The organism is Burkholderia ubonensis, from assembly GCF_902833085.1.
GTDB classification, from domain to species: Bacteria; Pseudomonadota; Gammaproteobacteria; order Burkholderiales; family Burkholderiaceae; genus Burkholderia; species Burkholderia ubonensis.
In genome coordinates this window covers 62,888-88,558 of the sequence record NZ_CADFEB010000010.1, presented here as the reverse complement: position 1 = coordinate 88,558, position 25,671 = coordinate 62,888, and the positions used below count along the sequence as shown (strand labels likewise).

Here is a 25,671-nt window from a genome sequence, read left to right as displayed (position 1 = left end):
CCGCCTGCGTCCGCCTTCACAACCCTCAATCCCAATCCCGGTGATGATGGTGATGGTAATACCCGCCGCCGTAATACCCGCCACCGTAGTAACCGTCATACGGCGCAACGACACAGCCGCTCAACAACGCGGCGACGCCGACAATCAACAACAGGGTTTTCATGGCGCTCACCTGCTCAGGTTCAAGATGAGCCCAGCATATCGAGCGCCCCTGGCAGCGGCTGTAAGGAATCGTTTCCCAACCGTGCATTGCGTAACGGCGGATTATTCCGGTCAAAACGCCCGATGAAAAAAGCGCTTTAAACCGTCATGATCCGGTTGCGCCCGGCATCCTTCGCACGATACAGCGCGGCGTCGGCGGCTTCGATCAGCGCGTCCGGCATCGTCGGTTCGTCGGGCGACGCCGTCGCGCAGCCGACGCTGACCGACACGCGCCCGGCCGGCCCGCGCGTCGGCAGATTGAGCCGCAGCACCGCCTCGCGCGCTTCTTCCGCGACGAGCCGCGCGCCGCGCGCGCCGGTGTTCGGCAGCACGATCGCGAACTCCTCGCCGCCGTAGCGCGCGACGAGATCCGCGGGCCGGCGCACGACGCCCGTCAGCGCATTCGCGACCGCGATCAGGCACGCGTCGCCCTTCACGTGGCCGAACGCGTCGTTGTACGCCTTGAAGTGATCGACGTCGACCATCAGCAGCGACAGCGGCTCGCCTTGCCGACGCGCCTGCAGGAACAGCAGGTGGAAATGATCGTTGAAGTGGCTGCGGTTGTAGACGCCCGTCAGCCCGTCGCGCGCGGACGAGCGCATCAGCGTCGCGTGCGCTTCGAACAGGCGCTGATACAGCATCGTCACTTCCCACGCGAGCACGCAGACGAGCACGCCGGGCGTGAACATGCTGAACACGCGCGCGACGTACCAGCCGACCGTGAAGCGGTTCGCGCTCAGCAGGTTCAGCGTGGTGTCGGTGAGGCACGCGAGCACGGCGATCGCGAGCCACAGGTCGAGCGTCGTGCGCAGCCGGCCGGTGAGCAGCACGGCGGCGAGCGCGAGCGCGTTGAGCGTCCAGACGACGAGCGCGACCGCGTTGACCGGCAACACGGCGGCGTCGCCGGGCGGACGGAACGCGGGCGGCAGCGGCACTTTCAGCGCGAGCATGCACAGCAGCGCGGCCGTGGCCGCCGGCCCGCCGATCAGCGCGATCGTCCACCCGCGCATGCGCTGCGCGCTGATCGCCTTGCGCGCCATGCGCTCGCGCGCGAGCAGCGCCAGCAATACGAAGGACGGAAAGCCCGCGTGCCAGAAGATCCACATCCACGCGGCGCTTTGCGGCAGTGCGCCAAGCAGGCCTTGCGGCGCGAATACGCCGGGAAACGTCAGCAACTGCAGCGCGACGGCGAGTGCGGTGAATGCATAGGCGCCGCCAAGCGCCCCGAGCACCGGCTGGCGCGTGACGGCGAATTGCGCGCCGAGAAAGAACGCCGCGATGCCGGCGGTGGTGAACACGGTGAGCGCGCACATCGGCATGAACGGCTCGACCGCGGGCAGCGCGACGTCCGCATGCGGCGCGGCGATGCCGAGCGTGAGCAGGATGACGCATGCCGACAGTGCCGCGAACCAGAGTTGCCGTCGCGTGGTGTGCTGGATCAGGATGCCTTCCATGAGGTCTCCGAGGCGTTCGTGCGCGCAGCCGCCCGGCCGCCGCGCGACCGGTGCGGCCTGATCCTAGCGCGTTATTTGCGCGCGCTCAAACCCCCAGCCCCGGTCCGTAGTTGCCGGCGACCCAGCGCGTGACGGCGTCGATGTCCGCGTAGTCCTGCTCGGGCAGCCCGTCGAGCATCGACAGCACTTCGTTGCTTGCGCCCGCAACGCGCGCGGCGTCGACGATCGCATCCTTGTTCGCGGGGTAGGCGACGCCGGCGAGCACGTCGGCGATCTGCAGGTCGATCGTCTCGTGCGGGATATCCGGCTTGCGGGGGGAAGGGGTGTCGTTCACGTCAGCGCCTCGCAATGGAATCGAAACGGCCAGCGCGTCGGCAATGGACGCAAGCGCACCCCGCCGACGCGGGGTATCCCGAGTCCGGCCGACGCGGGACCCTCAATGCCCGCGCCGCACGCGGCGCCACGGATGCTTCCAGTCGATATGCGGAGCGTTCTCGTCGCGCGGATGCTGACGCCGGTGTTCCTGCCAGAGTTCATCGGAAAACAGCACAGCCACGATCACGAGCGGCAGCACCAGAAAGACACCGAGTATCACTTGCTCGATCACGATAGCCTCCTCGCGGTGGCAGGAACCCTTGATCCATTCTAGGCTCTCAACTTCGCCCACGTTCATTTTCTTACCGTGTGCACCGGGAGCAATCGGGACAAGGACCCTTACGATGCAACTGCAAAACGAAACTCACACGCTCGCGCTGAGGCCGCTCGAGCGTCAGGACCTGCGCTTCGTGCACGAACTGAACAACGACGCGAAGATCATGCGCTACTGGTTCGAGGAGCCGTATGAAACCTTCGCGGAGCTGTCGCAACTGTATGACCGCCACGTGCACGACCAGCGCGAGCGCCGCTTCGTCGCGGTCGACCCGCAAGGCGAACTGGTCGGGCTCGTCGAGCTGATCGAGCTCGACTACATCCACCGCCGCGGCGAATTCCAGATCATCATCGCGCCGTACTGCCGGGGCCGCGGCCATGCGGGCCACGCGACGCGTCTCGCGGTCGAGTACGCGTTCAAGGTGCTGAACCTGCGCAAGCTGTACCTGATCGTGGATACGTCCAATGCGGCGGCCATTCACGTTTATGAAAAATGCGGGTTCCGGCGTGAAGCGGAATTGATCGAGGAATTCTTCGGCAACGGCGCATATCACAACGCTTACCGGATGTGCCAGTTTCAGAGCGATTATTTCGAGCGGCAGCGCGCGGCCTGATATACGGGTAAATGCCGAGTATTCGATGCCTGGCATTTTTCTTGTTTGCGCTTAATAACGTGGCGCAATGCGGTAAAACCGCTGATGTTCCGGATGACTTTATGTGCGATGCATCAAAATCGTCCGGATATCGAAATGAATTATCCAAACCGTTCAGCCGGCGTCGTGACGATTCGTTGAAAGCCTTGTCGGACAAGGCATTGCGGCCGACGTCGTGAGCCAGTGTGCCGTGCACGGATTCCTTGCCGCACCGCAGACGGGCCGCCGAAAGCTGCGGCGTGCGAACTGCGACAATTCGCCGCTATTGCGGTCGCACAACAAATATGCTTGCCATCGGTTGCCGGTCTCCTAAAGTGAAAAACGTTGCTTCGCGCTCACCTTTAAACACATAGCTAACCCAGCCTGTTGCCAGCGCGCATGGGAGACTGAACATGATGAAACGAACCGGTGTGTTTGTTGCGCTTGTCGGTGCATTTGCCGTGGTGTCGATTGCCCAGGCCGGCGGCGATGCCGCCGTGAAGCCGCGGCAGGAGATCCAGTTGACGAAGAACGCGTGGGGCTGCCTGTCGAAAGATAATCTGGATTCCGTACTGGATCACGAGCGCGGCGGCCACTCGCAGGCGAAGCAGCAATACTTCGACGACTTCCGCTGCCTGTCGGTGCCGGAAGGCCAGCGTTTCCGCGTGGTGTCGGTGGACAACGGCGACGTGCAGTTCGTCAGCGCCGACAACAGCGACCAGCAAGGTCTCTGGGCCGATTCGCGCTTCATCAAGCAATAACGCGCCGATCAACGGACGCATGCGCGCCGGCGCAAGCCGGCGGCGCGAACCGATACGGCCCGGCCGCCCGCCGGGCCGTTCTGCTGTGCGTGTCATGCAGCGGACGCCGGGCTTTCGGTATCATCACGGCCCGACCTGAACCGTTGCCCGCCCGGGCACTACCCGCATGGCGCTCAAATCCACGATCTACAAAGCCGAACTGCAAATCGCCGACATGGATCGGCACTACTATGGCGACCACACGCTGACGGTCGCGCGCCATCCGTCTGAAACCGACGAGCGGATGATGGTGCGGATCGCCGCGTTCGGGCTGTTCGCGCACGAGCGGCTCGAGTTCTGCAAGGGGCTGTCGGATACCGACGAGCCCGATCTGTGGCAGAAGGACCTGACGGGCGCGATCGACGCCTGGATCGAGGTCGGCCAGCCCGACGAGCGGCGCATCTCGAAGGCGGCGGGCCGCGCCGCGCAGGTGACGGTGATCGCGTACGGCGGCAAGACCTCGGATATCTGGTGGCAGGGCGTGCGCAGCAAGGTGGAGCGGCTGCGCAACGTGCAGGTGCTGTCGCTCGACGAGGGCGTCGCAGCGGCGCTCGGGCGGCTCGCCGAGCGGACCATGCGCCTGCAGTGCACGGTGCAGGACGGCGCCGCGTGGATCTCGAGCGCGGATCACGATCCGGTGGCCGTCGAGTGGACGGTTCTCAAGGCGCGCGCCGACGCGTGACGCGCGCGCCGGCCGCGCTCACGCGATCGCGGCCGGCGGCCCCTTGAGCTCCAGCATGTTGCCTTCCGGATCGAACAGGTAGATCGACGGGCCGTAGCCGTCGGCGCCGTAGCGTTCCTCGGGCGCGCCCGGCGGCGCGCCGTGCGCGGCGAAATGCGCGGCGAGCGCCTGCGGGTCGAACGGCTCGACGCGCAGGCACAGGTGATCGAGGTTGCGCCCGGCGCCGGGCGGCCCGCTGTCGGGCCGGTCGAGCGTCCCGCCGACGGCGAGCAGGTCGATCAGCGCGTCGCCGGCGCGCAGTTGCACGAGGCCGAGTTCCGGCTGTTCCCTTTCCACACGGCAGCCGACGGCGTCGCAGTAGAAGCGCGTCATCGCGGCCATGTCGGTCACGCGAAGCACGACGTGATCGATCCCGCGGAGGATCGGTTTCATGGTGAACGCTCCTTGGCAAGCGAGGTTCAACGAGTGTAGACCAAGGAGTCGGGAGCGCCTGCGCGAACGCGGCAAAATCGGCAGACGAAAAAAAGCCCGCTCACGAGGAACGGGCTTAATCCATATCAGGAGGAGACATGGAGGAGACAGGTCCAACTATACACACGGTGATGGTGCGACGCAATATTGTTTGTGTAAAAAAACGTCAGGACGGCGTTTTGCCGCACCCGCACTGCAACATGAATGTGACGGAACGGTGACTAATGCGCCCGAAAGTTGACCGTTCATACCCGTTTTTTCGATGCGTCCCCCGTTTGTCGGCGGTCGGCGCGAATCACAGAGCAAGATTCGGGGCGCGACGGTGCGTGCGGCTGACTAGAGTAGGCACCGTCTACACTGAGAGTGCGAGGTTCCGATGAAATCCGCCTATCCAACCGACGACGCCCGCTGGAATGCCGTGACCGCCCGCGATCCGCAGGCGGACGGCGCATTCTTCTACGCGGTGCGCACCACCGGCGTGTTCTGCCGCCCGACCTGCGCGTCGCGGTTGCCGCGGCGCGACCACGTCGCCTTCTTCGACGATCCGGCCGCCGCGCGCGCGGCCGGGTTCCGTCCCTGCAAACGCTGCCAGCCCGAGGGGCTGCCGCGCGAGCTCGAGATCGTCAATCGCGCGTGCGCGGTGCTCGACGCGCATCCCGAGCGGCTCACGCTTGCGCAACTGAGCGATGCGGTCCACGTGAGCCCGTTCCACCTGCAGCGGCTGTTCAAGCGCGTGGTCGGCGTGTCGCCGCGGCAGTATCAGGCCGCGCAGCGCGGCGCCGCGTTGCGGCAGGCGCTGCAGAGCGGCCGGCCGGTCACGCAGGCGGCCGTCGACGCGGGCTTCAATTCGCCGTCGCGGCTGTATGCGTCGGTGCCGCGCGAGCTGGGGATGGCGCCGTCGGCGTTCCGTCGCCAGGGTGCGGGGCTGCGGATCGACTACGCGAGCGCGCCGACGTCGCTCGGCACGGTGCTGGTCGCTGCGACTGCGCAGGGCATCTGCCGGATCGCGTTCGGCGACGATCCCGCGACACTCGTCACCGCGCTGAAGGACGCGTTCGCGCGCGCCGAGCTGGTCGAGTCGCCCGCGCGGCTCGCGCCGTTCATCGCGCAGATCGGTGCGTACCTGGACGGCACGCGCCGCACCTTCGAGCTGCCGCTCGACATCGCGCCGACCGCGTTCCAGCAGCGCGTGTGGGAGGCATTGACGAACATTCCGTACGGCGAGACCCGCAGCTACTCGGAGATCGCCGAGGCGCTCGGCGCGCCGCGCGCGGTGCGGGCCGTGGCGTCCGCGTGCGCGTCGAATCCGGTCGCGCTCGCGATTCCGTGCCATCGCGTCGTGCAGAAGGGCGGCGCACTGGCCGGCTATCGCTGGGGCGTGCGCCGCAAGGCGACGCTGCTCGCGGCCGAGGCGCGCCATGCGCACGACGATTCGGCCGACGTCGCCGTCACGGAGGGCAGCGCAGCTTGAAGGTCGCAACCCCCAGCGCAACCATGAACGGCGACGGCGTGCCGTCGGCCGTGCAACTCGAGCTGCGCTTCAAGGCGCCCTACGACTGGGCGCGCGTGCTGCGCTTCTTCAGCGGGCGCGCGATTCCGGGCGTCGAGCAGGTCGCGGGCGGCGTGTACCGCCGGATCGTCGACCTGAAGGGCGCGCCCGGCCGGCTTACCGTCGAGCGGCATCCGCGCCGGCATTGCCTCGTCGCGACGGTCGAGGGCGCGGCGGCGCGCCACGTCGACGACGCGTTCGCCGCGCGCATCGCGTCGATGTTCGACCTGCGCGCCGATCCGGCTGCGATCGGCACGGAGCTGGCGCGCGATCCGTGGTTCGCGCCGCTCGTCGCGGCCGCGCCCGGGCTGCGGGTGCCGGGCGCGTGGTCGGGCTTCGAGCTCGCGGTGCGCGCGATCGTCGGCCAGCAGGTCAGCGTGAAGGCGGCGACGACGATCGTCGGCCGGCTCGTCGAGCGCGCCGGTGAGCGCGTCGTGCACGACGACGGCGTGCACGCATCGGACGGTGCGCCCGCGTGGCGCTTTCCGGCGCCGGACGCGCTCGCCGCGTGCGATCTCGCGAAGATCGGCATGCCCGGCAAGCGGGCGGCGGCGCTCACCGGCATGGCGCGCGCGGTCGCGGCGGGCGACGTGCCGCTCGATCCCGCGCAGGCCGACCTCGCGACGCTGCGCCACGCGTGGCTCGACCTGCCCGGCATCGGCCCATGGACGGTCGAATACATTGCGATGCGCGCATGGCGCGACCCGGATGCGTGGCCCGCGTCCGATCTCGTGCTGATGCAGTCGATCACCGCGCGCGATCCGTCGCTCGACCGGCTCGCGAGCCAGAAGCGCCGCACGGACGGCTGGCGTCCGTGGCGCGCGTATGCGGCGCTCCATCTGTGGAACGAGGTGGCCGACCGCGCGGGCGCGGCGCGCGGCGGATAGCGCAACGCACGAAGCGGGCAAGCTGCCGGCCGGCGCATCCGGTCATCCGGCAGACGAATGCCCGCCGCCGTGCGCGACGGCGTTTGCGCGACGCCCCCGCGCGCGCTCGCCGACCGCTGAAAGCCGCCTCCCCGCACGATCATTTCCGCGCGCTCCGACGCGCCCGCCCAGGCGCGAGGCCACCCCAAGCGCGTGTTCCGGCGAGATGTTAAAGTGCCCGCTACCAACGAAAGCGACCAACAATCCTGCCGGCCGCGCGCGAGCGTTCCGCGCGCGGCCGTGCCCGCACTTGCGCATCAATGTCGAACACCATGACCATCCGCCAGACCGAATTGCTGCTGGATCGCCTCGACGTGCTGAGTTCCGGCCCGACGCGGCAGCATCTGCCCGACGGCCTGCGCGGCATCGAAAAGGAAAGCCTGCGCGTGACGCGCGACGGGATGATCGCGTTCACGCCGCATTCGCGCGCGCTCGGTTCGGCGCTCACGCATCCGTCGCTGACGACGGACTACTCCGAAGCGCTGCTCGAACTGATCACGCCGGCGGAACCCGACGCAGCGCTCACGCTCGAACGCCTCGACGAGCTGCATCGCTACGTCTACGCGTCGATCGGCGACGAAATGCTGTGGAACGAGTCGATGCCGGGCCTGCTGCCCGCCGACGACCAGATTCCGATCGCCGACTACGGCACGTCGAACATCGGACGCCTGAAGATGGTGTACCGGCTCGGCCTCGCGTATCGCTACGGCCGCACGATGCAGTGCATCGCCGGCATCCACTACAACTATTCGCTGCACGAGGAAGTGTGGCGGCGCCTGCACGCGGAGGAAGGCTCGACCGCGACGCTCGTCGACTACCAGTCCGAGCGCTATCTCGCGCTGATCCGCAACTTCCGCCGCACGAGCTGGCTGCTGATGTACCTGTTCGGCGCATCGCCGGCGCTCGACCGGCGGTTCCTGCGCGACCGCCCGCACACGCTCGACACGTTCGACGCCGACACGCTGTACCGTCCGTACGCGACGAGCCTGCGGATGAGCGACCTCGGCTACTCGAACACGACCGCGCAGGCGGCGCTGCAGGCGGACTACAACACGCTGGCGGGCTATCTGGACGCGCTGTCGAAGGCCGTGAGCGAGCCGTATCCGCCGTATGAGGCGATCGGCACGCATCGCGACGGCGAGTGGATCCAGATCAACACGAACGTGCTGCAGATCGAGAACGAGTTCTATTCGACGATCCGGCCGAAGCGCGTCACGTATTCGGGCGAGCGTCCGCTGCATGCGCTCGCGTCGCGCGGCGTGCAGTACATCGAAGTGCGCTGTCTCGACATCGATCCGTTCGCGCCGACCGGCATCGCGCTCGACACCGCGCGCTTCATCGACGCGTATCTGCTGGCGTGCGCGCTCGACGCGAGCCCGCCGCTCGACGGCGACGCGTACCGGGAAGCGAACGCGAACTTCGGCGCCGTGACGATGGAGGGCCGCAAGCCGGGCCTTGCGCTGTCGCGCGACGGCAGCCCGGTTGCGCTGCAAGCGTGGGCGGACGAGCTGATGGCGAAAGTCGAAGCCGTCGGCCGGCGCCTCGACGAGATTCGCGGCGGCGACGAGCACGCGCGCGCGATCGCCGCGCAGCGCGAGAAGCTCGCCGATCCGGAGCGCACGCCGTCCGCGCGCGTGCTGCGCACGATGCGCGACAACGGGCAGTCGTTCCTCGCGTTCGCGCGCGCGCAAAGCGACGCGCATGCCGCGCATTTCCGCGCGCGGCCGCTTCCGGAGGCCGACGCGCGCGCCGCGGCGGCGCTCGCCGAGCGCTCGCTGGCCGAGCAGGCTGAACTGGAAGCGAAGGAAGCCGGTTCGTTCGACGCTTTCGTCGCGGCCTATCGCGCGTATACGCTGAACCGCTTCAGCGTCTGACGATCGCGCACGCAGCCGCGCGCATCGGCGTGCGGATCGCCTGCGCGCGATCACGCCGGCGGAATCCGGCATGTGCGCGGCGGCGCGTACAGGGCAGCCGGTGCGAGCCGGCGACGCCGTTGCGTTCCGGCGTCGGTGTGCCCGGCGCCTCATCCACGCGGTTCATCGCGCGTTCGCTTCAGTGGTGTGAATAGGTCGACGGATCGACGGCCGGCGCTGCGTCGCGCTTGCCGGATTCGACCGTTGCATGGCCGTTGCCGCCGTAGCTGGCAGCGTCCGCGCGCGCTTGCGCGACGCGCTGCGTGATCGCCTGAACGTTCTGCGGATAGTCGGGGCTGCTGACGATGGCGGGGCGGTAACCCGCCGCCTGGTATTCGGCCAGTTCCTGTCGAACCTGGGCTCGCGTCAGCGGTTGGGAGGAGGCCTGCGCCTGGGCCGCGGCAGCGGCACCCATCATCAGGATGCCGATACAAGCCGCACGTATCATCGTCTTCTTCATGTTGCACTCCGGGTTGGTCGAGCGTCGCGCGCTGAATCGCCGCGGCGTGAATCGATGCGTGCAGTCTAGGCTTCGGATACCCGGGGAAACACCCCGCTCGCGGATAGGCACCTTTGTTGGCAGTGCAAGATTGCGGCGGTGCGGGGGGCGGGAAGGGGCGCCGGTTGCCCTGTCGCCCGGATTCGTCATATCGGGCTGCCCCTCCTTGTACAAGCGGCGCGTGCCGCCTAACCTTTTTGAGTGACCGATCGACTGGCCGCGGCGATGTCGTTGCGCGGGCAAGCGACGGGATACCCGATGCGACTTCCGGGTTATGGCGGCCGCAGCGCTGAAGCGCCAACGCGGGTCGACCGCGAGGCATGGGACCGGAGCAAGCGCTGAAGCGCCAGCTCCGGTCGACTGGAGACAAGATGACCCCCTCATCCTCCCTACCCGCCGGCGCGGTCTTCGCCCAGCCGCTCATGCCCGTCGGCCACTCGCTGTTGCTGTCGTTCCTCGTCGCGGTGATCCCGATCGCGGTCGCGCTGATCGCGCTCGGCGTGCTGCGCCGCCCCGCGTGGCAGGCGTCGCTCGCGGGGCTGATCGCCGGCCTGGCGGTCGCGATCGGCGCATGGGGCATGCCCGTCGGCCTCGCGTTCGATGCGGTTGCCGCGGGCATGGCGCTCGCGCTGATTCCCGTGATGTGGATCGTCTTCAACGCCTTGCTGCTGTACAACATCGCGGTGAAGTCGGGCCGCTTCGACCAGTTTCGCCAGTGGATGCTCGACCACCTGCCCGACGACCGCCGGCTCGTGCTGCTCGTCGTCGCGTTCTCGTTCGGCTGCCTGCTCGAAGGAATCTCCGGGTTCGGCACGCCGGTCGCAATCACGAGCGCGCTCCTGATCGCGCTCGGCTTCCCGGCGATCGAGGCGCTCACCTACACGCTGCTGTTCAACACCGCGCCGGTCGCGTTCGGCGCGCTCGGCGTGCCGATCACCGTGCTCGGCGCGGTCACATCGCTGCCGGCCGCGACGCTCGGTGCGATGGTCGGCCGCCAGTTGCCGTTCTTCGCACTGCTGCTGCCGTTCTATGTGGTCGGCGTGTACGGCGGCGCGCGCTCGATCGCGCGGCTGTGGCCCGCGTTGCTCGTGTCGGGCGGCAGCTTCGCGCTCGCGCAGTTCGTCACGTCGAACTTCCTCGGCTATCAGCTCACCGATGTCCTGTCGTCGCTCACGTCGCTGATCGTGACGATCGGCTTCCTGAAAATGTGGAAGCCGCTGGCCGATCCGCAATTCGCGATCGCGCGCAGCACGCGCGCGGAAGGCGCCGCGGGCGGGCGCGTCGGCTACGGCGGCTGGCTGCCGTGGCTCGTCGTGTCGGTGATCGTGATCGTCTGGGTGCGCGCGAACATCGCGGCGATCGGCGACGTGAAGATCCAGTGGCCGGGCCTGCACAACGCCGTGTACGTCACGCTGTACCAGAAGCCGTATGCGGCGGTCTGGGACTTCCAGCCGCTCGGCACCGGCACCGCGATCCTGCTCGCGGCGCTCGTCACGGCGGTGTGGACGCGCACCGGCGCCGGCGATGTCCTCGGCTGCGTCGCGAAGACGTGGCGGCAGACCCGCATCGCGATCGTCACCGTGATGATGATCGTCGGCCTCGGCTACCTGCTGAACTACTCGGGCATCAGCTACACGCTCGGCACCGGCGTCGCGTCGACGGGCGCGCTGTTCCCGCTCGTGTCCGCGTCGCTCGGCTGGATCGCGGTGTTCCTGTCCGGCAGCGACACGTCGGGCAACGCGCTGTTCGGCAACCTGCAGGTGGTCGCCGCGCGGCAGCTTGGCCTCGACCCGGTGCTGATGGCCGCGACCAACTCGTCGGGCGGGGTGATGGGCAAGATGATCTCGCCGCAGAACATCGCGACCGGCGTGTCGACGACGGACCTGAAGGGGCAGGAGGGTGTCGTGTTCGCGCGCACGTTCTGGCACAGCGTGATCCTCACGCTGCTGCTCGGCGTGCTCGTGTTCCTGCAGCAGCACGTGCTGACGTGGATGATCCCGACGCTGCCGAAGTGAGTGCGCGGCCCGCCCGCGCTCAGCGTGCGGTCGCGCGACGCGCGGCCGGTTCGGCGGCAGCCTCGGCGCGCTTCGGCACGATGCACGCGAGGAACGCGTCGATCGCGGGGCTGTGGCGGCGCGCCTTCAGGTAGTACACGTATTCGTCGATCGTCGTGTCGACGCCGCGCAGCGTGATGATCCGCAGGTCGGGGTGGCGTTCGGCCTCGCCGCGCGGAAACAGGCTGCCGCCCACGCCGTGCAGGATCGCCTCGCGGATCGCTTCGCGGCTGCCGATCTCCGCGACCGACGTTGGCGCGACGCCGGCCGCCGCGAGGATCGTCTCGGTGCAGCTGCGCGTGACCGAGCCCTGTTCGCGGATCAGCAGCCGCACGTTGGCGAGCCGCGCGGCGTCGATCGCGTCGAAGCGCGCGAGCGGATGGCTGCGATGCACGACGAGCACCAGCGGGTCGGTGGAAATCACCTGCCGCTCGAGGCCGTCCGCGTCGTTGCGTTGCGACGAGACGGCCAGATCGATGCGGAACTCGTGCAGCGCCTGCAGCATTTCTTCCGAGTTGCCGATCCGGCACGTGAGCGCGATCGACGGATGCGCTTTCGAAAAACGTCCGACCGCTTCCATGATGTAGTACGGCCCCGTCGCGCCGATCCGCAGATGGCCTTCGAACAGGCCGCCGACGTTGCGCAGCATGATGTCGGCCTGCGCTTCGAGCGCGATCATCTGCTCGACCAGCGGCAGCAGCCCGATGCCGGTCTCGGTGACTTCGAGCCGCCGGCCGCTGCGGTGGAACAGCTCGACGCCGTACACCTGCTCGACCTGCCGGATCTGCGCGGCAATGGTCGGCTGGCTGACGCCGAGATGCCGCGCCGCGCGCGTAATGCTGCCCTGCCGGACGGTCGCGTGGAATGCCTTCAGCTGATCGAACACGGATCGGCCTCTCCCCCTTTCATCGCGCGTCAGGCTAACGCAAGCATGTGTCGGCCCCATGAAACCCGCATCGCCCGCCGCTTCGAAAAAAAGCTGGGGATGACCGCAAGAAACCTGCGGGAACCGGTCACGGCCGGGACACGCGCTTACGGACTAATAACGGCATCGTCGAAGCACCGAACCGTCGGCCCCGCTCGCGCCGGCTCCATCCCTACCGACCCACAGGATCCTTTTCATGTCCTCGACCAACCGACGCGATTTCCTGCGCCTTGCCGCCCAGTCAGCCGGCGCGATGGCCGCCTACGCGGGCTTTCCGCCCGCGATCCGCAAGGCGCTCGCGATGCCGGCCGCCTCGCGCACCCGCTCGATCCAGGACGTCGAGCACGTCGTGATCTTCATGCAGGAAAACCGCTCGTTCGACCACTACTTCGGCGGGCTGCGCGGCGTGCGCGGCTTCAACGACCCGCGCCCGCACCTGCTGCCGAACGGCGCGCCGGTCTGGCGGCAGCCGCCGGCCGCCGTGCACACGAAGAACTACCATGCGCGCGGGCTCGATCCGGCCGCGCCGTACGTGCTGCCGTTTTACCTCGATCCGAAGCAGACGACCGAATTCCAGCCGGGCACCAACCACGGCTGGAGCAGCGGCCACCTCGCGTGGAACAATGGCCAGTGGGACCAGTGGGTGAACCAGAAGCAGGACGTGCTGACGATGGGCTACCTGAAGCGCCAGGACCTGACCTATCACTACGCGCTGGCCGACGCGTTCACGATTTGCGACGCATACTTCTGCTCGGCGCACGCCGACACCGCGCCGAACCGCATCTACCTGTGGACCGGCACGATCGATTCGCGCAACGTGTACGGCGCGCAGCCGAACGGCCCCGGCATCGGCGAGCGCAACGACGTCAACGGCTATACGTGGACGACCTATGCGGAGCGGCTCGAGAACGCGAACGTCAGCTGGAAGGTGTACCAGGGCGGCACCGGCATCCCGGGCGACCCGACCGACAACTACACCGACAACTCGCTGATGTTCTTCAAGCGCTTCCAGGTGAAGGAAGGCGCGAGCGGCCCGCTCGTCGACAAGGGCGCGTCGAACCATACGCTCGCGGAGCTGAAGGCCGACGTGCAGGCGAACCGCCTGCCGCAGGTGTCGTGGATCGTCGCACCGTACAAGTACAGCGAGCATCCGCAGGCGTCGCCGACCGACGGCGCGTTCTACATCAACATGGTGCTCGAGGCGCTGACGTCGAACCCGGACGTGTGGGCGAAGACCGTGTTCATCCTCAACTACGACGAGAACGACGGGCTGTTCGACCACGTCGTGCCGCCGGTGCCGCCCGTCACGAGCGGCGTGAACGGGCAGGGCGTCGTGTCGGCGAACCTGCTGGGCAATCTCGGCGACGAGCTGCTCGACCTGAACAAGTACCCGGGCGAGATGAGCCCGCTCGTGCCGGGCGCGGACCCGGGCGGCATCCAGCCGATCGGCCTCGGGCCGCGCGTGCCGCTGATCATCATCTCGCCGTGGACCAAGGGCGGCTGGGTGTGCTCGGAGACCTTCGATCACACGTCCGTGCTGCGCTTCCTCGAGGCGCGCTTCGGCGTCAAGGAGCCGAACATCAGCGCGTGGCGCCGCTCGGTCTGCGGCGACCTGACGTCGGCGTTCGACTTCTCCGGCAAGCCGGATGCGTCGACGGTGAGCTTCACGGTGCCGCAGCACCTCACGACGGCGGGCCAGGCGTACCAGGTGCCCGCGCAGCAGACGATGCCCGCGCAGGAAGCCGGCACGCGGCCGGCGCGCGCGCTGCCTTACGAGGTGTTCGTGCACAGCCGCGTGAACGGCCACGACGGCAACGTGTGGCTCGATTTCGCGAACACCGGCGACGCGGGCGCGGCGTTCTACGTGTACGACCGCCGCAATCCGTCGAGCCAGCCGCGCCGCTATGCGGTGTCCGCGGGCGACAGGATCGCCGACAGCTGGAGCACGTCGGTCGCGCAGGGCGACTATCACCTCGCGGTGTATGGTCCGAACGGCTATCTGTGCGAGTTCCAGGGCAACACCACGCTCGCGATGGACGGCCATCACGCGAACCCGGAAGCGAAGCTCGGCTACGACGTGCGCAACCGCCACGTGTACCTGCAGCTGCGCAACAGCGGCCGTGCGACGTGCCGCGTGGTCGTCGACAACGCATACAGCCATGCGCATGCGCGGACCTATGTGCTGGAGCCGGGCGCGCGCGTCGAGGATCACTGGGAGCTGAGTTCGAGCCACGGCTGGTACGACCTGAACATCGTCGCGACCACGACGGGCGGCGCGAGCGACAAGGTCGTGCGCCGCTTTGCCGGGCACGTCGAGACGGGCCGGCCGAGCCAGAGCGACCCGGGGCCGGTGAAGCGCTGACGCGCGGCGGTGGGCGCCGCGATGCCGGACGGCATCGCGGTCCGTCGGGATCGGCGTTTGGTGACTGAAGACTGTTGACAATGTGCGGGGCCGCGGGTATATAACGGAGCATTCGCCGACATGGCGCTCCCGTTCCTCACCGCAGTCCCGCTGCCCGCCCGACCATGACTTCCCCGAACGCGCTCAACGCCATCGAACTCCTGCAGAGCCAGTCGCTCGCGATGATCGTCCAGGACATGCTCGAGCGCGCGATCGTGTCCGGCGAATACGCGCCCGGCGAGAAGCTCAACGAAGTCGACATCGCGACGAAGCTGAACGTGTCGCGCGGCCCCGTGCGCGAGGCGTTCCGCGCGCTCGAGCAGGCGGGCCTGCTGCGCAACGAGAAGAATCGCGGCGTGACGGTGCGCGTCGTGCCGCTGCGTGAGGCCGAGGAGATCTACGAAGTGCGCGCGATGCTCGACGAGTCGGTCGCGCGCGCGCTCGCGAAGCGCATCGCGCCCGATACGCTGAAGGTGCTGAAGGGCATCATCCAGTCGATGAAGGCGGCGGCGAAGGCGCACGACGTCACGCGCTACACCGAGCTCAACGTGCAGTTCCACGATGCGATGGTCGTCGGCGTCGGCAACACGCACCTGACCGACACCTATCGCCGGCTCGTGCGGCAGCTCGGCCTGCTGCGGCAGGCGGCGATCGAGGCCGAGGAGGATGCGCTGTCGGTGTCGGCGTCCGAGCACGAGAAGATCGTGCAGGCGCTCGGCAACGGTGATGAGGAGAAGGCGGTCGCGCTCGTGCGCGAGCATCTCGCGCACGGCCTCGCGCGGATGCGCCGCATGCATGAGCAGGGGTTGCCGGCGACGGGCAAGGCGGCGCGGGAGAAGGCGGGCACGTGAACAACGGGCGCGGGACGCGCGGCTGGCATATCGATGACGAAAGGGCGCCGATCCGATTGATCGGTGCCCTTTGTGTTTGTGTTTTAGCGCGGTCCGCTTTTCCTGCCGCGCCGGATGGGTTCAGCCCCGGTCGAAATTGACGATGTCGGGGCCGAATGCGGCGACCGCCTTTGGGGTGATTTCGTCTCTGACGATGCGCAGCAGAACGAGGTCGTTACCGTAATCGGCCACGACGTCCTCATCGTCGGATGTGTTACAGATATCGGTCCATTGCTTGTCTGTTTCGGCAAGCGCCTCGAGGAGGATTTTGACCTGACTGGCTGTCAGTTCGAGTTTCATGATTTCCATATGGAACTCCTATTTCTTGTTGAATTCCCGCGTGGCGGACATGGCCATTTCTTCAAGAAGTCCCCGACAGAGCTTTGCAATCCCATTTGCGGTTGAGGGCCGCCTTGTGAAGCATTCCGACCGTAATAGTCTCTCTTTTTAGTGAGTGAGGTTTTCTCAGGATGTATTTTTTGAAAAGATGCGAGATGAATCCCTCGCCCTCCATGAAAAAGTAGCGGCAAAAATCGTAGTCGCCCCGGTTCACTGTGAAGGTTTCGAAGAACTTTTCCATAAACTCATTGGCGTCATCTCCGTGTTGGCCCAAAGAGTGCACAACATCCATATCGTCGGTGATGGGCTTCTTGGAAGGCATGCAGGCCTCCTGCCGGATAAACGCAATCAGGTCGTCCCGCGTGTATTTTTCCATTAAAACACTCTGTCCTCAGGCTTGGCGGCCAACACTTCCACAATCAACCCGCCGCCCGCAGTAGTTTAGCGGGCGACCGCCGTCGATCCTGCACGGATCCTGGCCGATCGGGCTTTTTTGCACAAAGATCGCAGCACCACATGCCACCGGTATCGCGAGGCCAATCACGGGCCGGTGCGAGCCCCACGACAGTGGCCCCGACCACGCCTGGTGCGGCGCTCAGCGCACCTTCATGACCCGCACATCAAGCCTTGTCCGCTTTCCCCGCCGCGCTCGCCAGCCCGGAAAGCCAGGTATCGACAATCCACGGCCGCCTGTTCGCATCCTCCGCGCGCTCCTTGCGGCGGATCGCGTTGCGCACGACATGCGAGCCGACGTAGCGCAACGGCTCCGGCGGGAACTGCCCGAGCGGGCCGCGCGTGAGCGGGCTGCGCGTCCACGCATTGTCGAGGCCGAGCACCAGCGACGACAGGATCTGCCCGCCCATGTAGGTCGGCCCCACGCCGTTGCCCGAATAGCCGAAGCCGTAGAACACATGCGGCGCGCCGTCGAGGCGGCCGAAGAACGGGAAGCCCGTCACCGAGCGGTCCGACGGGCCGTTCCAGCTCGCGGTGATCGGTACTCCGGCGAGCGACGGGAAAAATTCGCGCAGGCTCTGCGTGAGCTGCGCCTCGTACGGCGAGCGCTGGTCGAACACCGGCGCGATGCGCCCGCGCCACGCGAACGTGTTGCCGCCCTTGCCGAGCATCAGCCGCCCGTCAGGCGTGCTGCGGTAGTAGTACACGAAGATCCGCGAATCGAGCACCGACACGCCGTCGGCGAGCCCCGTCCTCGCGAGCAGCTCCGGACACTTCTCGGTGATGACCATGTCGCTCGACACGACCGCGATCGTGCGCGCGAACTGCGGGAAGCGGCTCGCCATCCACGCATTGATCGCGAATACCAGCTTGCCTGCGGTGACGCTGCCGGCCGGCGTGTGCACGACGGCCGGCGGCCCCGGCGTGAAGTCGAGCATCGGCGTGCGCTCGTGGATGCGGATGCCCATTGCGAGCGCGACGCGGCGCAGCCCGCGCACGAGCTTGCCCGGATGCACGGTCGCGGCGATCGGCGAGTACACGCCGTCGAGGTTGCGCGCCGAGCCCGAGCGGCGCGCGACTTCCGCCGGCGGCAGCGGCGCGTAGCTGTGGATGCCGCACGCGGCGAGCGCGTCGAGCACCGGCGCGAGCGTGCCGACCTGCGCGCGCGACGTCGCCGTGTACAGCGTGCCGTCCGCGCGCAGTTCCGCGTCGATGCCGTGTTCGCGGCAGAACGCGGCGATGTGCTGCACGGCCGCCTCCGACGCCTTCACGAGCCGGATCGCCTCGGCTTCGTCGAACAGGCGCCGCAGCGTCAGGAATTTCGCGGACCACGTGAGCAGGCAGCCGCCGTTGCGGCCGCTGGCGCCCGCGCCGCACAGGTCGCTTTCGAGGATCACGACGTCGAGTGCGGGGTTGTGCTGCTTCGCCTGAATCGCGGTCCACAGCCCGGTGAAGCCGCCGCCGACGATGCAGACGTCGGCCTGCGTCGCGCGTTGCAGCGCAGGGGCGAGATCGCCGTCGTGGAACAGCGCTTGTTCGATCCAGAAGGGACGCATCAGTCGATCAGTCGTATCGCAAGGATGGAAAGGCGGCCGTGTCGCGCACGGCCGGATACGGAAGGTAGCCGCGCTTTTTGACCACCCGATAAAACATGCCGAAGTCGTCGCCACGACCGACCGGCACATTGCATTCTGTTCTCTGCCTATTGTTGACAATCTACAAACCATCGATTTTAATGTCAAGCATCGAAGCGCCGCCGGGCACGGATGCCGGCGCCGCTCTCCCTCCGCATCGAAAGGATTGTCATGACCGAAACGCCTGTTTCCGTGGAAGTGAACGGCCGCCGCTACAACTGGATGAGCCTGCCGGTGGTGGTGGTGTGCGTGGACGGATGCGCATACGAATATCTGGAGCAGGCGGCCGAGGCCGGCGTCGCGCCGTTCCTGCGCACGTTGCTGAAGCCGGGGACGGCGCTGAAGGGCGAGTGCGTGGTGCCGAGCTTCACGAACCCGAACAACCTGTCGATCGTGACGGGCGTGCCGCCGTCGGTGCACGGGATCAGCGGCAACTATTTCTACGATCGCGACAGCGGCGCCGAAGTGCTGATGAACGATCCGAAGTACCTCGTCGCGCCGACCGTGCTCGCGGCGTTCGCCGACCGGGGCGCGCGCGTCGCGGTGGTGACTGCCAAGGACAAGCTGCGCCGCCTGCTCGGCAACGGGCTGAAGGGCATCTGCTTCTCGTCGGAGAAGGCCGACTGCGCGACCATCGCGGAAAACGGCATCGACGACGTGCTCGAGCTGGTCGGCAAGCCGGTGCCGGACGTGTACAGCGCGGACCTGTCGGAGTTCGTGTTCGCCGCGGGCGTGCGGCTGCTCGAGACGCGCCCGGTCGACCTGATGTACCTGTCGACCACCGACTACGTGCAGCACAAGTGCGCGCCCGGCACGCCCGGCGCGAACGCGTTCTACGCGATGATGGACGGCTACCTGAAGCGGCTCGACGAACTCGGCGCGATCGTCGCGCTCACCGCCGACCATGGAATGAACGCGAAGCACGACGCCGCGACCGGCGAGCCGAACGTGATCTACCTGCAGGAACTGTTCGACGACTGGCTCGGCGCGGACGCCGCGCGCGTGATCCTGCCGATCACCGATCCGTACGTCGTGCACCACGGCGCGCTCGGTTCGTTCGCGACCGTCTACGTGCCGGCGTCGGCCGACGTCGACGCGCTGCGCGCGCGACTCGCCGCCGTCGACGGGATCGAGCTCGCGCTGACGGGCGCCGAAGGCTGCGCACGGTTCGAGCTGCCGCCGGCCCGGCTGGGCGACCTGATCGTGGTGTCGCGGCAGGACGTCGTGCTCGGCACGCGCCGCAGCAGGCACGACTTGTCGGGCCTCGACGTGCCGCTGCGCTCGCACGGCGGGCTCTCCGAGCAGATCGTGCCGCTCGTCTTCAGCCGGCCGGTCGACGCCGACGCGGCGGGCCGTGCGCGGCTGCGCAACTTCGACGTCATCGACATCGCGCTCAACCATCTTCAGTGATGCGAACGAATCCGGAAGGGAGCTCATTCATGAACGCCATGGCAGCATCGACGGGGGGCGGCGAGATCCGTCGCGAAGCATTGCGGATCGACGGCGAACGGATTCGTCGCGACGCGACGATCGACGTGCGCAATCCGTACGACGGCGCGCTGGTCGGCACCGTGCCGAAGGCGACGCTCGACGACGTGCGGCGCGCGTTCGCGGTCGCGCGCGCGTACCGGCCGACGCTCACGCGCCACGACCGCGCGGCGATCCTGCGCCGTGCGGCCGACATCGTGCGCTCGCGCACCGCCGAGATCGCGGCGCTGATCACCGCCGAATCGGGGCTGTGCATCAAGGACACGACGTACGAAGCGGGCCGCGTCGCGGACGTGCTGACGTTCGGCGCGGGCGAGGTGCTGAAGGACGACGGCCAGATCTTCTCGTGCGACCTGACGCCGCACGGCCAGAAGCGCCGCGTGTACACGCAGCGCGAGCCGCTGCTCGGCGTGATCTCGGCGATCACGCCGTTCAACCACCCGATGAACCAGGTCGCGCACAAGGTCGTGCCGGCGGTCGCGACCAACAACCGGATCGTCGTGAAGCCTTCGGAGAAGGTGCCGCTGTCGTGCTGCCTGTTCGCGGACATCCTGTACGAAGCGGGCCTGCCGCCGCAGATGCTGCAGGTGATCACCGGCGACCCGAAGGAGATCGCCGACGAGCTGGTCACGAACCCCGCGATCGACCTGATCACGTTCACGGGCGGCGTGTCGATCGGCAAGTCGATCGCCGCGCGGATGGGCTACAGGCGCGCGGTGCTCGAGCTAGGCGGCAACGATCCGATCATCGTGATGGAGGACGCCGACCTCGACGAGGCGAGCACGCTCGCGGTGTCGGGCTCGTACCGGAACTCGGGGCAGCGCTGCACGGCGATCAAGCGGATGCTCGTGCACGAGGCGGTTGCCGACCGCTTCACCGAGCTGGTGGTCGAGAAGACGCGCGCGTGGTCGTACGGCGATCCGGCCGATCCGTCGGTCGACATGGGCACGGTGATCGACGAGGCGGCCGCGAAGTTCTGCGAGCAGCAGGTGAACGACGCGCTCGCGCGCGGCGCGCGTCTTTTGGCCGGCAACGTGCGCGACGGCGCGGTGTATGCGCCGACGGTCGTCGATCGCGTGACGCCCGACATGCCGCTCGTGAAGCACGAGACCTTCGGGCCGGTGTCGCCGATCATGCGCTTTCGCGACATCGACGACGCGATCCGGATGTCGAACAGCACCGACTATGCGCTGTCGTCGTCGATCTGCACGAACCGCTTCGACACCATCACGCGCTTCATCACCGAGCTGGAAGTCGGCAGCGTGAACGTGCGCGAAGTGCCCGGATATCGGCTCGAACTGACGCCGTTCGGCGGCGTGAAGGATTCGGGGCTCGGCTACAAGGAAGGCGTGCAGGAAGCGATGAAGAGCTTCACGAACACGAAGACGTATTCGCTGCCGTGGTGAGCGCGGCGGCGCTCGCATGCCGCCGCGCCACCGGGTGGCGCGATGTCCGCCGGCGGCGCGCGGCGGTGGTCAATCTTCGCCGCCGTGATGGTGGTGATGGCGCCAGCCGCGATGCCAGCCGTTGTCGTGCCAGCGGCGGTAGCGGTAGTCATCGTAGTACGGGCCGTAGTAGTAGGCAGGCGCAGGTTCGTAATAGACGGGCGGCGGCGCGTAGACCACCGGAGGCGGCGTTTCGATCACCGGGCCCGGCACGCCGAAGTACACGCCGACGTCGGCACGTGCGAATGCGCTTGCCGACACGCAGGCCGCCGCAATGCCGATGACGCCGGACAACAGGATTCGCTTCATCACTCTTCACTCCTTTCGCGGCCGACTGCCCGCGAACAATCACCTCCCTGCTTCAATGGTACGTATGGCCCACGGCGCGGGTGATACCGCGTTGTCGCTTCTGTAACTACGCGTAACGCGGCGTCGTGCGCCGCGTTACGCGAGGTTTCGTCTGACGTTAAGGAGGAGCGGCCGGCAATGCCCGTCGTGACGCGGTTCGCGCGTTATTCGACACGCTCATATCGTTAGCCGATTTGCGTTTTTGCCGGCCATCGGGCCGTCGGTAGAATTCGCGGACCGCTCGCGCGGCAGGCCGCGCCGGCGAGATCGATCACCTTGTCCAATCATTCGGGGTCCGTGCCATGAAACTCATCCGCTCCATGCTGCTTGTCGCGTTGCTGCCGATCGTTGCGGCTGCGAATGCCTTCGCCGCAGACGACCTCTCGCACATCAAGTCGTCCGGCGTGTTCCGGGTCGGCACCGAAGGCACGTATGCGCCGTTCACGTACCACGACGAGACGGGCCGGCTGACGGGCTTCGACGTCGACATCGCGACCGCGATCGCGCAGCGTCTCGGCGTGAAGCCGCAGTTCGTCGAGGGCAAATGGGACGGGCTGATCGCGGGCCTCGACGTGAACCGTTACGACGCGGTCGTGAACGAAGTGGCGATTACCGACGCGCGCAAGGCGAAGTACGACTTCTCGGCGCCGTACATCACGTCGCGCGCCGTGCTGATCGTGCGTGCGGACAACGCGACGATCCGGTCGTTCGACGACCTGAAGGGCCGCAAGTCGGCGAATACGCTGACGAGCAACTTCGGCAAGCTCGCCGCCGCGCATGGCGCGGACGTCGTCGCGGTGCAGGGCTTCAACGAGGCGATCGATCTGCTGACGTCGGGGCGCGTCGACGCGACGGTCAACGATTCGCTGTCGTACCTCGACTTCCGCAAGCACAAGCCCGACGCGAAGCTGAAGATCGCGGCGACGGACACGTCCGGTGCGGGCGACCAGTCGGGCGTGCTGATCCGCAAGGGCAGCCCCGAGCTGCGCGCGGCGATCGATAAGGCGCTCGCCGATATCAAGGCCGACGGCACTTACGCGAAGATCTCGCAGAAGTACTTCGGCCACGACGTGTCGCAGCAGTGACGCGGGGCTGAACCATGCCGGCGTGGCTGCACCTGATGGCGCAATCGCTGTGGCCCCTGCTGTACGCGGGGCTCGTGTTCACGGTGCCGCTGACGCTGGCGTCGTTCGCGATCGGCCTGCTGCTCGCGTTCGCCGCCGCGCTCGCGCGCCTGTTCGGGCCGCGCTGGGCGCAGGCGGCCGTGCGCTTTTACATCTGGCTGTTTCGCGGCTCGCCGCTGCTCGTGCAGCTGTTCGTGATCTTCTACGGGCTGCCGAACGTCGGCATCGTGCTCGATCCGCTGACGGCGGCCGTGATCGGCTTTTCGCTGAACGTCGGCGCGTACAACGCCGAGGTGATTCGCGGCGTGATCGAATCGATCCCGAAGGGACAGTGGGAAGCCGCCTACTCGATGGCGATGACGCGCGCGCAGGCGCTGCGCCGCGCGATCCTGCCGCAGGCGGCGCGCGTCGCGCTGCCCGCGCTGTCGAATTCGTTCATCTCGCTCGTCAAGGACACGTCGCTCGCGGCGGTGCTGACCGTGCCGGAGATCTTCCAGGCCGCGCAGCGCATCGCGGCCGTGACCTACGAGCCGCTGATCCTCTATACCGAGGCCGCGTTGATCTACCTGCTGTTCAGCTCGGTGCTGTCGACGCTGCAGCTGCGCCTCGAAACGCATTTCGGCCGCCATGCGCGGTTCCACGCGGAGCTGCGATGATCCGGCTCGAACGCATCGACAAGTCGTTCGGCGCGCAGCGGGTGCTCGCGCAGGTCGATCTCGCGCTGAAGCCCGGCAGCGTCACCGCGCTGATCGGCCCGTCCGGCAGCGGCAAGAGCACGCTCTTGCGCTGCGTGAACCTGCTCGAGGTGCCGGAAGCCGGCGCGCTGACGGTCGGCGACGCGCACGTCGAATTCTCGGCTGGCCGCCGGCCGTCGCGCGACGCGGTGCTCGCGGTGCGCCGGCAGACCGGCATGGTGTTCCAGAACTTCCAGCTGTTTCCGCATCTGACGGTCGCGCAGAACGTGATGGAGGGGCTCGTCACGGTGCAGAAGTGGAGCCGCGAACGCGCGCGCGAGCGGGCGCTCGCGCTGCTCGCGAAAGTCGGCATCGCGGACAAGGCCGACGCATGGCCGTCGACGCTGTCGGGCGGTCAGCAGCAGCGCGTCGCGATCGCACGCGCGCTCGCGCCGTCGCCGCAGGTGCTGCTGTGCGACGAGCCGACGTCGGCGCTCGATCCCGAGCTGTCCGTCGAAGTGGTCGAAGTGCTGCGGCAGCTCGCGCGCGAAGGCACGACGATGCTGATGGCGACGCACGACCTGCGGCTCGCCGCGTCGATCGCGCACGACGCCGTGTTTCTTGCGGAGGGGCGCGTGGTGGAAAGCGGGGCGTCGCGCGATTTGTTCAGCCGGCCGCGTGATGCGCGTACCGCGCGGTTCGTTTCGACGCTCGCGCAGGCGGCGGTGGTGGTTTGAGCGGCGCGGCCGGATCGCGACCGGCCGCCACATTTTCGGCCCGCCAAACGGAAAAGGTCGGTCGGCTTGTGCTGACCGGCCTTTGGCATTCCTGGTGGGGGGAGTGACTTGTACATTTGACCTGCGGATTAAGAGGCAATCGTAAACTCGTCTGCGATCAAGGCTCTTTTGGTGGTTCGCCTCTAAGAATCGTCGTTTACGCGAAAGACTGGAATCCGCGCCACACGTGATCCTGACCTCAAATTGTAGAAGGCTCGATCTAGATCAGAGCGGCCGCTTCGCGAATGCGTTGAGCGGTTGCCGGTAGGCCATTACGTTCAAGTGCCTGGGCGAAATCTTCGGGGGTCGCTTTCGGATTTCTCCATCGAGCTCGCATGCCTTTGAACGACGACATGGTGGCGATATGGTCTAGGTCCCATTGGTTGATGATGAAGCGGTCGGGATGGATGACTTCGATTCCATACGGGCTGACGATCTCAGCCGGGAAGTCCCGGAGGTTGGCCGTCACAATGCAATCGGCGTGACCCGCGATGGCCGCCGCCAAGACATGCTGATCGTCAGGGTCTGGTAGTTTCATATTCCCGACGAGCGGTGCCCATGCGGATTCGTTCACTTCCCAATCCGGCACAGCTTCCCGCATGCCGTCTCGTCGCACTTCGAGCCTACCTTTTAGCTCCGGCCGAAGTTCTTCCAGATTGGTGATCCATTCCTGCTCGATACGTTGAGTCCACTTCGCGGCGAAGAGTCCCGCAGTCGCCAGACTCATGAGCGAGTCGGCGACGGCGATCGGAAACAGAACGCACGCATCGAGCAGAGCCGTATAGCGTACGTGGCCGGCCATGTCAGTAATCTAGTCCTAGTTCCTGGGCATTTGCCGCCAACCGGTCCAGCGCAGCTACTTGCTTTTTGCGCATTTGCCGAGCGTATGCGATAAGGTCTTCAAACGCGATCCGACGATGCGTTCCGACCATGTGATGCTTGAGCCTGCCTGCTTCTATTTCCTTGATCACGAATGGGCGCGACACGTTGAGGAAGTTGGCGGCTTCGACGGTCGTGAATTCGCGGTCTGCAGGCATGAGAGTGATCTGCCGGCCCTCGCTCATTGCTCCGAGTAATTGCCCGATGAATTTTAGTGATGCAGGCGGAAGGGCGATGGATGGATGTTCGCCGGTATCCGTCGTCAGAGTGATTTGCGCCGCGCGCGAATGATCCAGAGCCTCCATGATGCAGCGCTGTGCAACGCGGGCCATTTCAAGATCCTTCTCCGTCATCGGCGGTGGCGTCATCTCCCGAATCCGCTCTACGGTGCGCATATATTCCTCTCTCAAAGTTAGAACTAGATGGCCGCTACGCTTACAACCGCGTGCGCCGCGATTGTAAGCGT

At 67.1% G+C, this 25,671-nt stretch carries 27 protein-coding genes; 14 read left to right on the top strand and 13 right to left on the bottom strand.

The genetic code is table 11. From position 1 onward, the window contains the following. Positions 1 to 25 precede the first annotated feature (25 nt). From HWX31_RS26685 to HWX31_RS26670, 4 genes are all read right to left on the bottom strand, one after another. Positions 26 to 163, bottom strand: a complete 138-nt coding sequence (locus HWX31_RS26685) for a hypothetical protein (protein WP_174961748.1) — start codon at positions 161 to 163, stop codon at positions 26 to 28. A gap of 136 nt (positions 164 to 299) precedes the next feature. Further along, positions 300 to 1,655 carry a sensor domain-containing diguanylate cyclase gene (locus tag HWX31_RS26680; protein ID WP_174961844.1) on the bottom strand — a complete coding sequence of 452 codons (1,356 nt, stop codon included), beginning with the start codon at positions 1,653 to 1,655 and terminating at the stop codon, positions 300 to 302. Between the two features lie 85 nt (positions 1,656 to 1,740). After that, on the bottom strand, positions 1,741 to 1,989 hold the full coding sequence (locus HWX31_RS26675) for a DUF2795 domain-containing protein (protein WP_059612022.1): 249 nt from the start codon (positions 1,987 to 1,989) through the stop codon (positions 1,741 to 1,743). A gap of 102 nt (positions 1,990 to 2,091) precedes the next feature. Continuing rightward, the gene (locus tag HWX31_RS26670) at positions 2,092 to 2,328 is read right to left on the bottom strand and encodes a hypothetical protein (RefSeq protein WP_155122897.1); all 237 of its coding nucleotides are present in this window, start codon (positions 2,326 to 2,328) and stop codon (positions 2,092 to 2,094) included. A 46-nt stretch (positions 2,329 to 2,374) separates the two neighbouring features. Between HWX31_RS26670 and speG the strand changes: the two genes are divergently transcribed. From speG to HWX31_RS26655, 3 genes are all read left to right on the top strand, one after another. Beyond that, positions 2,375 to 2,917: a spermidine N1-acetyltransferase gene (speG, locus tag HWX31_RS26665; protein WP_174961846.1), complete on the top strand. Its 543-nt coding sequence runs from the start codon at positions 2,375 to 2,377 to the stop codon at positions 2,915 to 2,917. Positions 2,918 to 3,348: 431 nt separating this feature from the next. After that, a complete protein-coding gene (gene sap1 / locus HWX31_RS26660) occupies positions 3,349 to 3,696 on the top strand; it encodes a surface attachment protein Sap1 (protein ID WP_029226295.1) in 348 nt (115 codons plus the stop codon). Between the two features lie 166 nt (positions 3,697 to 3,862). Then, the gene (locus HWX31_RS26655) at positions 3,863 to 4,417 is read left to right on the top strand and encodes a YaeQ family protein (RefSeq protein ID WP_059477199.1); all 555 of its coding nucleotides are present in this window, start codon (positions 3,863 to 3,865) and stop codon (positions 4,415 to 4,417) included. Positions 4,418 to 4,435: 18 nt separating this feature from the next. On the opposite strand, the gene HWX31_RS26650 is transcribed toward HWX31_RS26655, so the two are convergent. Continuing rightward, positions 4,436 to 4,849: a VOC family protein gene (locus HWX31_RS26650; protein ID WP_059527078.1), complete on the bottom strand. Its 414-nt coding sequence runs from the start codon at positions 4,847 to 4,849 to the stop codon at positions 4,436 to 4,438. 415 nt (positions 4,850 to 5,264) lie between these two features. Here HWX31_RS26650 and ada point away from each other — a divergent pair, with 415 nt between their 5' ends. From ada to gshA, 3 genes are all read left to right on the top strand, one after another. Continuing rightward, on the top strand, positions 5,265 to 6,359 hold the full coding sequence (gene ada, locus HWX31_RS26645) for a bifunctional DNA-binding transcriptional regulator/O6-methylguanine-DNA methyltransferase Ada (protein ID WP_174961848.1): 1,095 nt from the start codon (positions 5,265 to 5,267) through the stop codon (positions 6,357 to 6,359). 23 nt (positions 6,360 to 6,382) lie between these two features. Then, positions 6,383 to 7,324, top strand: a complete 942-nt coding sequence (locus HWX31_RS26640; RefSeq protein ID WP_174961850.1) for a DNA-3-methyladenine glycosylase family protein — start codon at positions 6,383 to 6,385, stop codon at positions 7,322 to 7,324. A gap of 299 nt (positions 7,325 to 7,623) precedes the next feature. Beyond that, positions 7,624 to 9,237: a glutamate--cysteine ligase gene (gene gshA / locus HWX31_RS26635; protein WP_244143855.1), complete on the top strand. Its 1,614-nt coding sequence runs from the start codon at positions 7,624 to 7,626 to the stop codon at positions 9,235 to 9,237. Between the two features lie 178 nt (positions 9,238 to 9,415). Here gshA and HWX31_RS26630 read toward each other — a convergent pair whose 3' ends face one another. Beyond that, positions 9,416 to 9,736 (bottom strand): DUF4148 domain-containing protein, encoded by a 321-nt coding sequence (locus tag HWX31_RS26630; RefSeq protein ID WP_174961852.1) that lies wholly within the window; start codon positions 9,734 to 9,736, stop codon positions 9,416 to 9,418. A 410-nt stretch (positions 9,737 to 10,146) separates the two neighbouring features. Between HWX31_RS26630 and HWX31_RS26625 the strand changes: the two genes are divergently transcribed. After that, entirely contained in the window at positions 10,147 to 11,790 is a 1,644-nt protein-coding gene (locus HWX31_RS26625; protein WP_174961853.1) for an L-lactate permease, read from the top strand. 19 nt (positions 11,791 to 11,809) lie between these two features. Here the strand turns inward: HWX31_RS26625 and HWX31_RS26620 are convergent, their stop codons facing one another. Beyond that, positions 11,810 to 12,715 carry a LysR family transcriptional regulator gene (locus HWX31_RS26620; protein WP_174961855.1) on the bottom strand — a complete coding sequence of 302 codons (906 nt, stop codon included), beginning with the start codon at positions 12,713 to 12,715 and terminating at the stop codon, positions 11,810 to 11,812. A 235-nt stretch (positions 12,716 to 12,950) separates the two neighbouring features. On the opposite strand from HWX31_RS26620, the gene HWX31_RS26615 reads away from it, so the two are divergent. Further along, positions 12,951 to 15,116: a phosphocholine-specific phospholipase C gene (locus HWX31_RS26615; RefSeq protein ID WP_174961857.1), complete on the top strand. Its 2,166-nt coding sequence runs from the start codon at positions 12,951 to 12,953 to the stop codon at positions 15,114 to 15,116. Between the two features lie 164 nt (positions 15,117 to 15,280). Continuing rightward, entirely contained in the window at positions 15,281 to 16,006 is a 726-nt protein-coding gene (locus HWX31_RS26610) for a phosphonate utilization associated transcriptional regulator (protein ID WP_174961859.1), read from the top strand. 120 nt (positions 16,007 to 16,126) lie between these two features. Here HWX31_RS26610 and HWX31_RS26605 read toward each other — a convergent pair whose 3' ends face one another. The 3 genes from HWX31_RS26605 to HWX31_RS26595 form a co-directional block, all read right to left on the bottom strand. Beyond that, complete coding sequence (locus HWX31_RS26605; protein ID WP_059611996.1) at positions 16,127 to 16,354, bottom strand: hypothetical protein; 228 nt, start codon at positions 16,352 to 16,354, stop codon at positions 16,127 to 16,129. A 52-nt stretch (positions 16,355 to 16,406) separates the two neighbouring features. Further along, positions 16,407 to 16,760 (bottom strand): DUF1493 family protein, encoded by a 354-nt coding sequence (locus HWX31_RS26600; RefSeq protein WP_174961861.1) that lies wholly within the window; start codon positions 16,758 to 16,760, stop codon positions 16,407 to 16,409. A gap of 244 nt (positions 16,761 to 17,004) precedes the next feature. Next, the gene (locus tag HWX31_RS26595; RefSeq protein ID WP_174961863.1) at positions 17,005 to 18,393 is read right to left on the bottom strand and encodes an FAD-dependent oxidoreductase; all 1,389 of its coding nucleotides are present in this window, start codon (positions 18,391 to 18,393) and stop codon (positions 17,005 to 17,007) included. A gap of 249 nt (positions 18,394 to 18,642) precedes the next feature. On the opposite strand from HWX31_RS26595, the gene phnA reads away from it, so the two are divergent. Together phnA and phnY are read left to right on the top strand one after the other, a co-directional pair. Then, complete coding sequence (gene phnA, locus HWX31_RS26590; protein WP_174961866.1) at positions 18,643 to 19,881, top strand: phosphonoacetate hydrolase; 1,239 nt, start codon at positions 18,643 to 18,645, stop codon at positions 19,879 to 19,881. A gap of 29 nt (positions 19,882 to 19,910) precedes the next feature. Next, complete coding sequence (gene phnY, locus HWX31_RS26585) at positions 19,911 to 21,365, top strand: phosphonoacetaldehyde dehydrogenase (protein ID WP_174961868.1); 1,455 nt, start codon at positions 19,911 to 19,913, stop codon at positions 21,363 to 21,365. Between the two features lie 69 nt (positions 21,366 to 21,434). On the opposite strand, the gene HWX31_RS26580 is transcribed toward phnY, so the two are convergent. Beyond that, the gene (locus HWX31_RS26580) at positions 21,435 to 21,713 is read right to left on the bottom strand and encodes a hypothetical protein (RefSeq protein ID WP_174961873.1); all 279 of its coding nucleotides are present in this window, start codon (positions 21,711 to 21,713) and stop codon (positions 21,435 to 21,437) included. Positions 21,714 to 22,054: 341 nt separating this feature from the next. On the opposite strand from HWX31_RS26580, the gene HWX31_RS26575 reads away from it, so the two are divergent. From HWX31_RS26575 to HWX31_RS26565, 3 genes are read left to right on the top strand one after another with little or no spacing between them, the layout of a single operon-like run. Continuing rightward, positions 22,055 to 22,837, top strand: a complete 783-nt coding sequence (locus HWX31_RS26575) for an amino acid ABC transporter substrate-binding protein (RefSeq protein ID WP_174961875.1) — start codon at positions 22,055 to 22,057, stop codon at positions 22,835 to 22,837. A gap of 14 nt (positions 22,838 to 22,851) precedes the next feature. After that, on the top strand, positions 22,852 to 23,532 hold the full coding sequence (locus HWX31_RS26570) for an amino acid ABC transporter permease (RefSeq protein ID WP_174961878.1): 681 nt from the start codon (positions 22,852 to 22,854) through the stop codon (positions 23,530 to 23,532). After that, positions 23,529 to 24,287 (top strand): amino acid ABC transporter ATP-binding protein, encoded by a 759-nt coding sequence (locus tag HWX31_RS26565; RefSeq protein WP_174961881.1) that lies wholly within the window; start codon positions 23,529 to 23,531, stop codon positions 24,285 to 24,287. The genes HWX31_RS26570 and HWX31_RS26565 overlap by 4 nt, the downstream gene beginning before the upstream one ends. 259 nt (positions 24,288 to 24,546) lie before the next feature. Here the strand turns inward: HWX31_RS26565 and HWX31_RS26560 are convergent, their stop codons facing one another. Next, positions 24,547 to 25,128: a PIN domain-containing protein gene (locus tag HWX31_RS26560; RefSeq protein ID WP_174961884.1), complete on the bottom strand. Its 582-nt coding sequence runs from the start codon at positions 25,126 to 25,128 to the stop codon at positions 24,547 to 24,549. A 1-nt stretch (position 25,129) separates the two neighbouring features. After that, entirely contained in the window at positions 25,130 to 25,573 is a 444-nt protein-coding gene (locus tag HWX31_RS26555) for a helix-turn-helix domain-containing protein (RefSeq protein ID WP_232427666.1), read from the bottom strand. Positions 25,574 to 25,671 lie beyond the last annotated feature (98 nt).

Coding starts and splice junctions, on each gene's coding strand:
- HWX31_RS26555 (WP_232427666.1), bottom strand. CDS start 25,573: ATGACGCCACCGCCGATGACGGAGAAGGATCTTGAAATGGCCCGCGTT.
- HWX31_RS26680 (WP_174961844.1), bottom strand. CDS start 1,655: ATGGAAGGCATCCTGATCCAGCACACCACGCGACGGCAACTCTGGTTC.
- HWX31_RS26685 (WP_174961748.1), bottom strand. CDS start 163: ATGAAAACCCTGTTGTTGATTGTCGGCGTCGCCGCGTTGTTGAGCGGC.
- HWX31_RS26610 (WP_174961859.1), top strand. CDS start 15,281: ATGACTTCCCCGAACGCGCTCAACGCCATCGAACTCCTGCAGAGCCAG.
- phnY (WP_174961868.1), top strand. CDS start 19,911: ATGAACGCCATGGCAGCATCGACGGGGGGCGGCGAGATCCGTCGCGAA.
- HWX31_RS26560 (WP_174961884.1), bottom strand. CDS start 25,128: ATGGCCGGCCACGTACGCTATACGGCTCTGCTCGATGCGTGCGTTCTG.
- HWX31_RS26625 (WP_174961853.1), top strand. CDS start 10,147: ATGACCCCCTCATCCTCCCTACCCGCCGGCGCGGTCTTCGCCCAGCCG.
- HWX31_RS26615 (WP_174961857.1), top strand. CDS start 12,951: ATGTCCTCGACCAACCGACGCGATTTCCTGCGCCTTGCCGCCCAGTCA.
- HWX31_RS26565 (WP_174961881.1), top strand. CDS start 23,529: ATGATCCGGCTCGAACGCATCGACAAGTCGTTCGGCGCGCAGCGGGTG.
- phnA (WP_174961866.1), top strand. CDS start 18,643: ATGACCGAAACGCCTGTTTCCGTGGAAGTGAACGGCCGCCGCTACAAC.
- HWX31_RS26650 (WP_059527078.1), bottom strand. CDS start 4,849: ATGAAACCGATCCTCCGCGGGATCGATCACGTCGTGCTTCGCGTGACC.
- HWX31_RS26600 (WP_174961861.1), bottom strand. CDS start 16,760: ATGGAAAAATACACGCGGGACGACCTGATTGCGTTTATCCGGCAGGAG.
- gshA (WP_244143855.1), top strand. CDS start 7,624: ATGTCGAACACCATGACCATCCGCCAGACCGAATTGCTGCTGGATCGC.
- HWX31_RS26595 (WP_174961863.1), bottom strand. CDS start 18,393: ATGCGTCCCTTCTGGATCGAACAAGCGCTGTTCCACGACGGCGATCTC.
- speG (WP_174961846.1), top strand. CDS start 2,375: ATGCAACTGCAAAACGAAACTCACACGCTCGCGCTGAGGCCGCTCGAG.
- HWX31_RS26580 (WP_174961873.1), bottom strand. CDS start 21,713: ATGAAGCGAATCCTGTTGTCCGGCGTCATCGGCATTGCGGCGGCCTGC.
- HWX31_RS26570 (WP_174961878.1), top strand. CDS start 22,852: ATGCCGGCGTGGCTGCACCTGATGGCGCAATCGCTGTGGCCCCTGCTG.
- HWX31_RS26640 (WP_174961850.1), top strand. CDS start 6,383: ATGAACGGCGACGGCGTGCCGTCGGCCGTGCAACTCGAGCTGCGCTTC.
- HWX31_RS26630 (WP_174961852.1), bottom strand. CDS start 9,736: ATGAAGAAGACGATGATACGTGCGGCTTGTATCGGCATCCTGATGATG.
- sap1 (WP_029226295.1), top strand. CDS start 3,349: ATGATGAAACGAACCGGTGTGTTTGTTGCGCTTGTCGGTGCATTTGCC.
- HWX31_RS26575 (WP_174961875.1), top strand. CDS start 22,055: ATGAAACTCATCCGCTCCATGCTGCTTGTCGCGTTGCTGCCGATCGTT.
- HWX31_RS26605 (WP_059611996.1), bottom strand. CDS start 16,354: ATGGAAATCATGAAACTCGAACTGACAGCCAGTCAGGTCAAAATCCTC.
- HWX31_RS26655 (WP_059477199.1), top strand. CDS start 3,863: ATGGCGCTCAAATCCACGATCTACAAAGCCGAACTGCAAATCGCCGAC.
- HWX31_RS26670 (WP_155122897.1), bottom strand. CDS start 2,328: ATGAACGTGGGCGAAGTTGAGAGCCTAGAATGGATCAAGGGTTCCTGC.
- ada (WP_174961848.1), top strand. CDS start 5,265: ATGAAATCCGCCTATCCAACCGACGACGCCCGCTGGAATGCCGTGACC.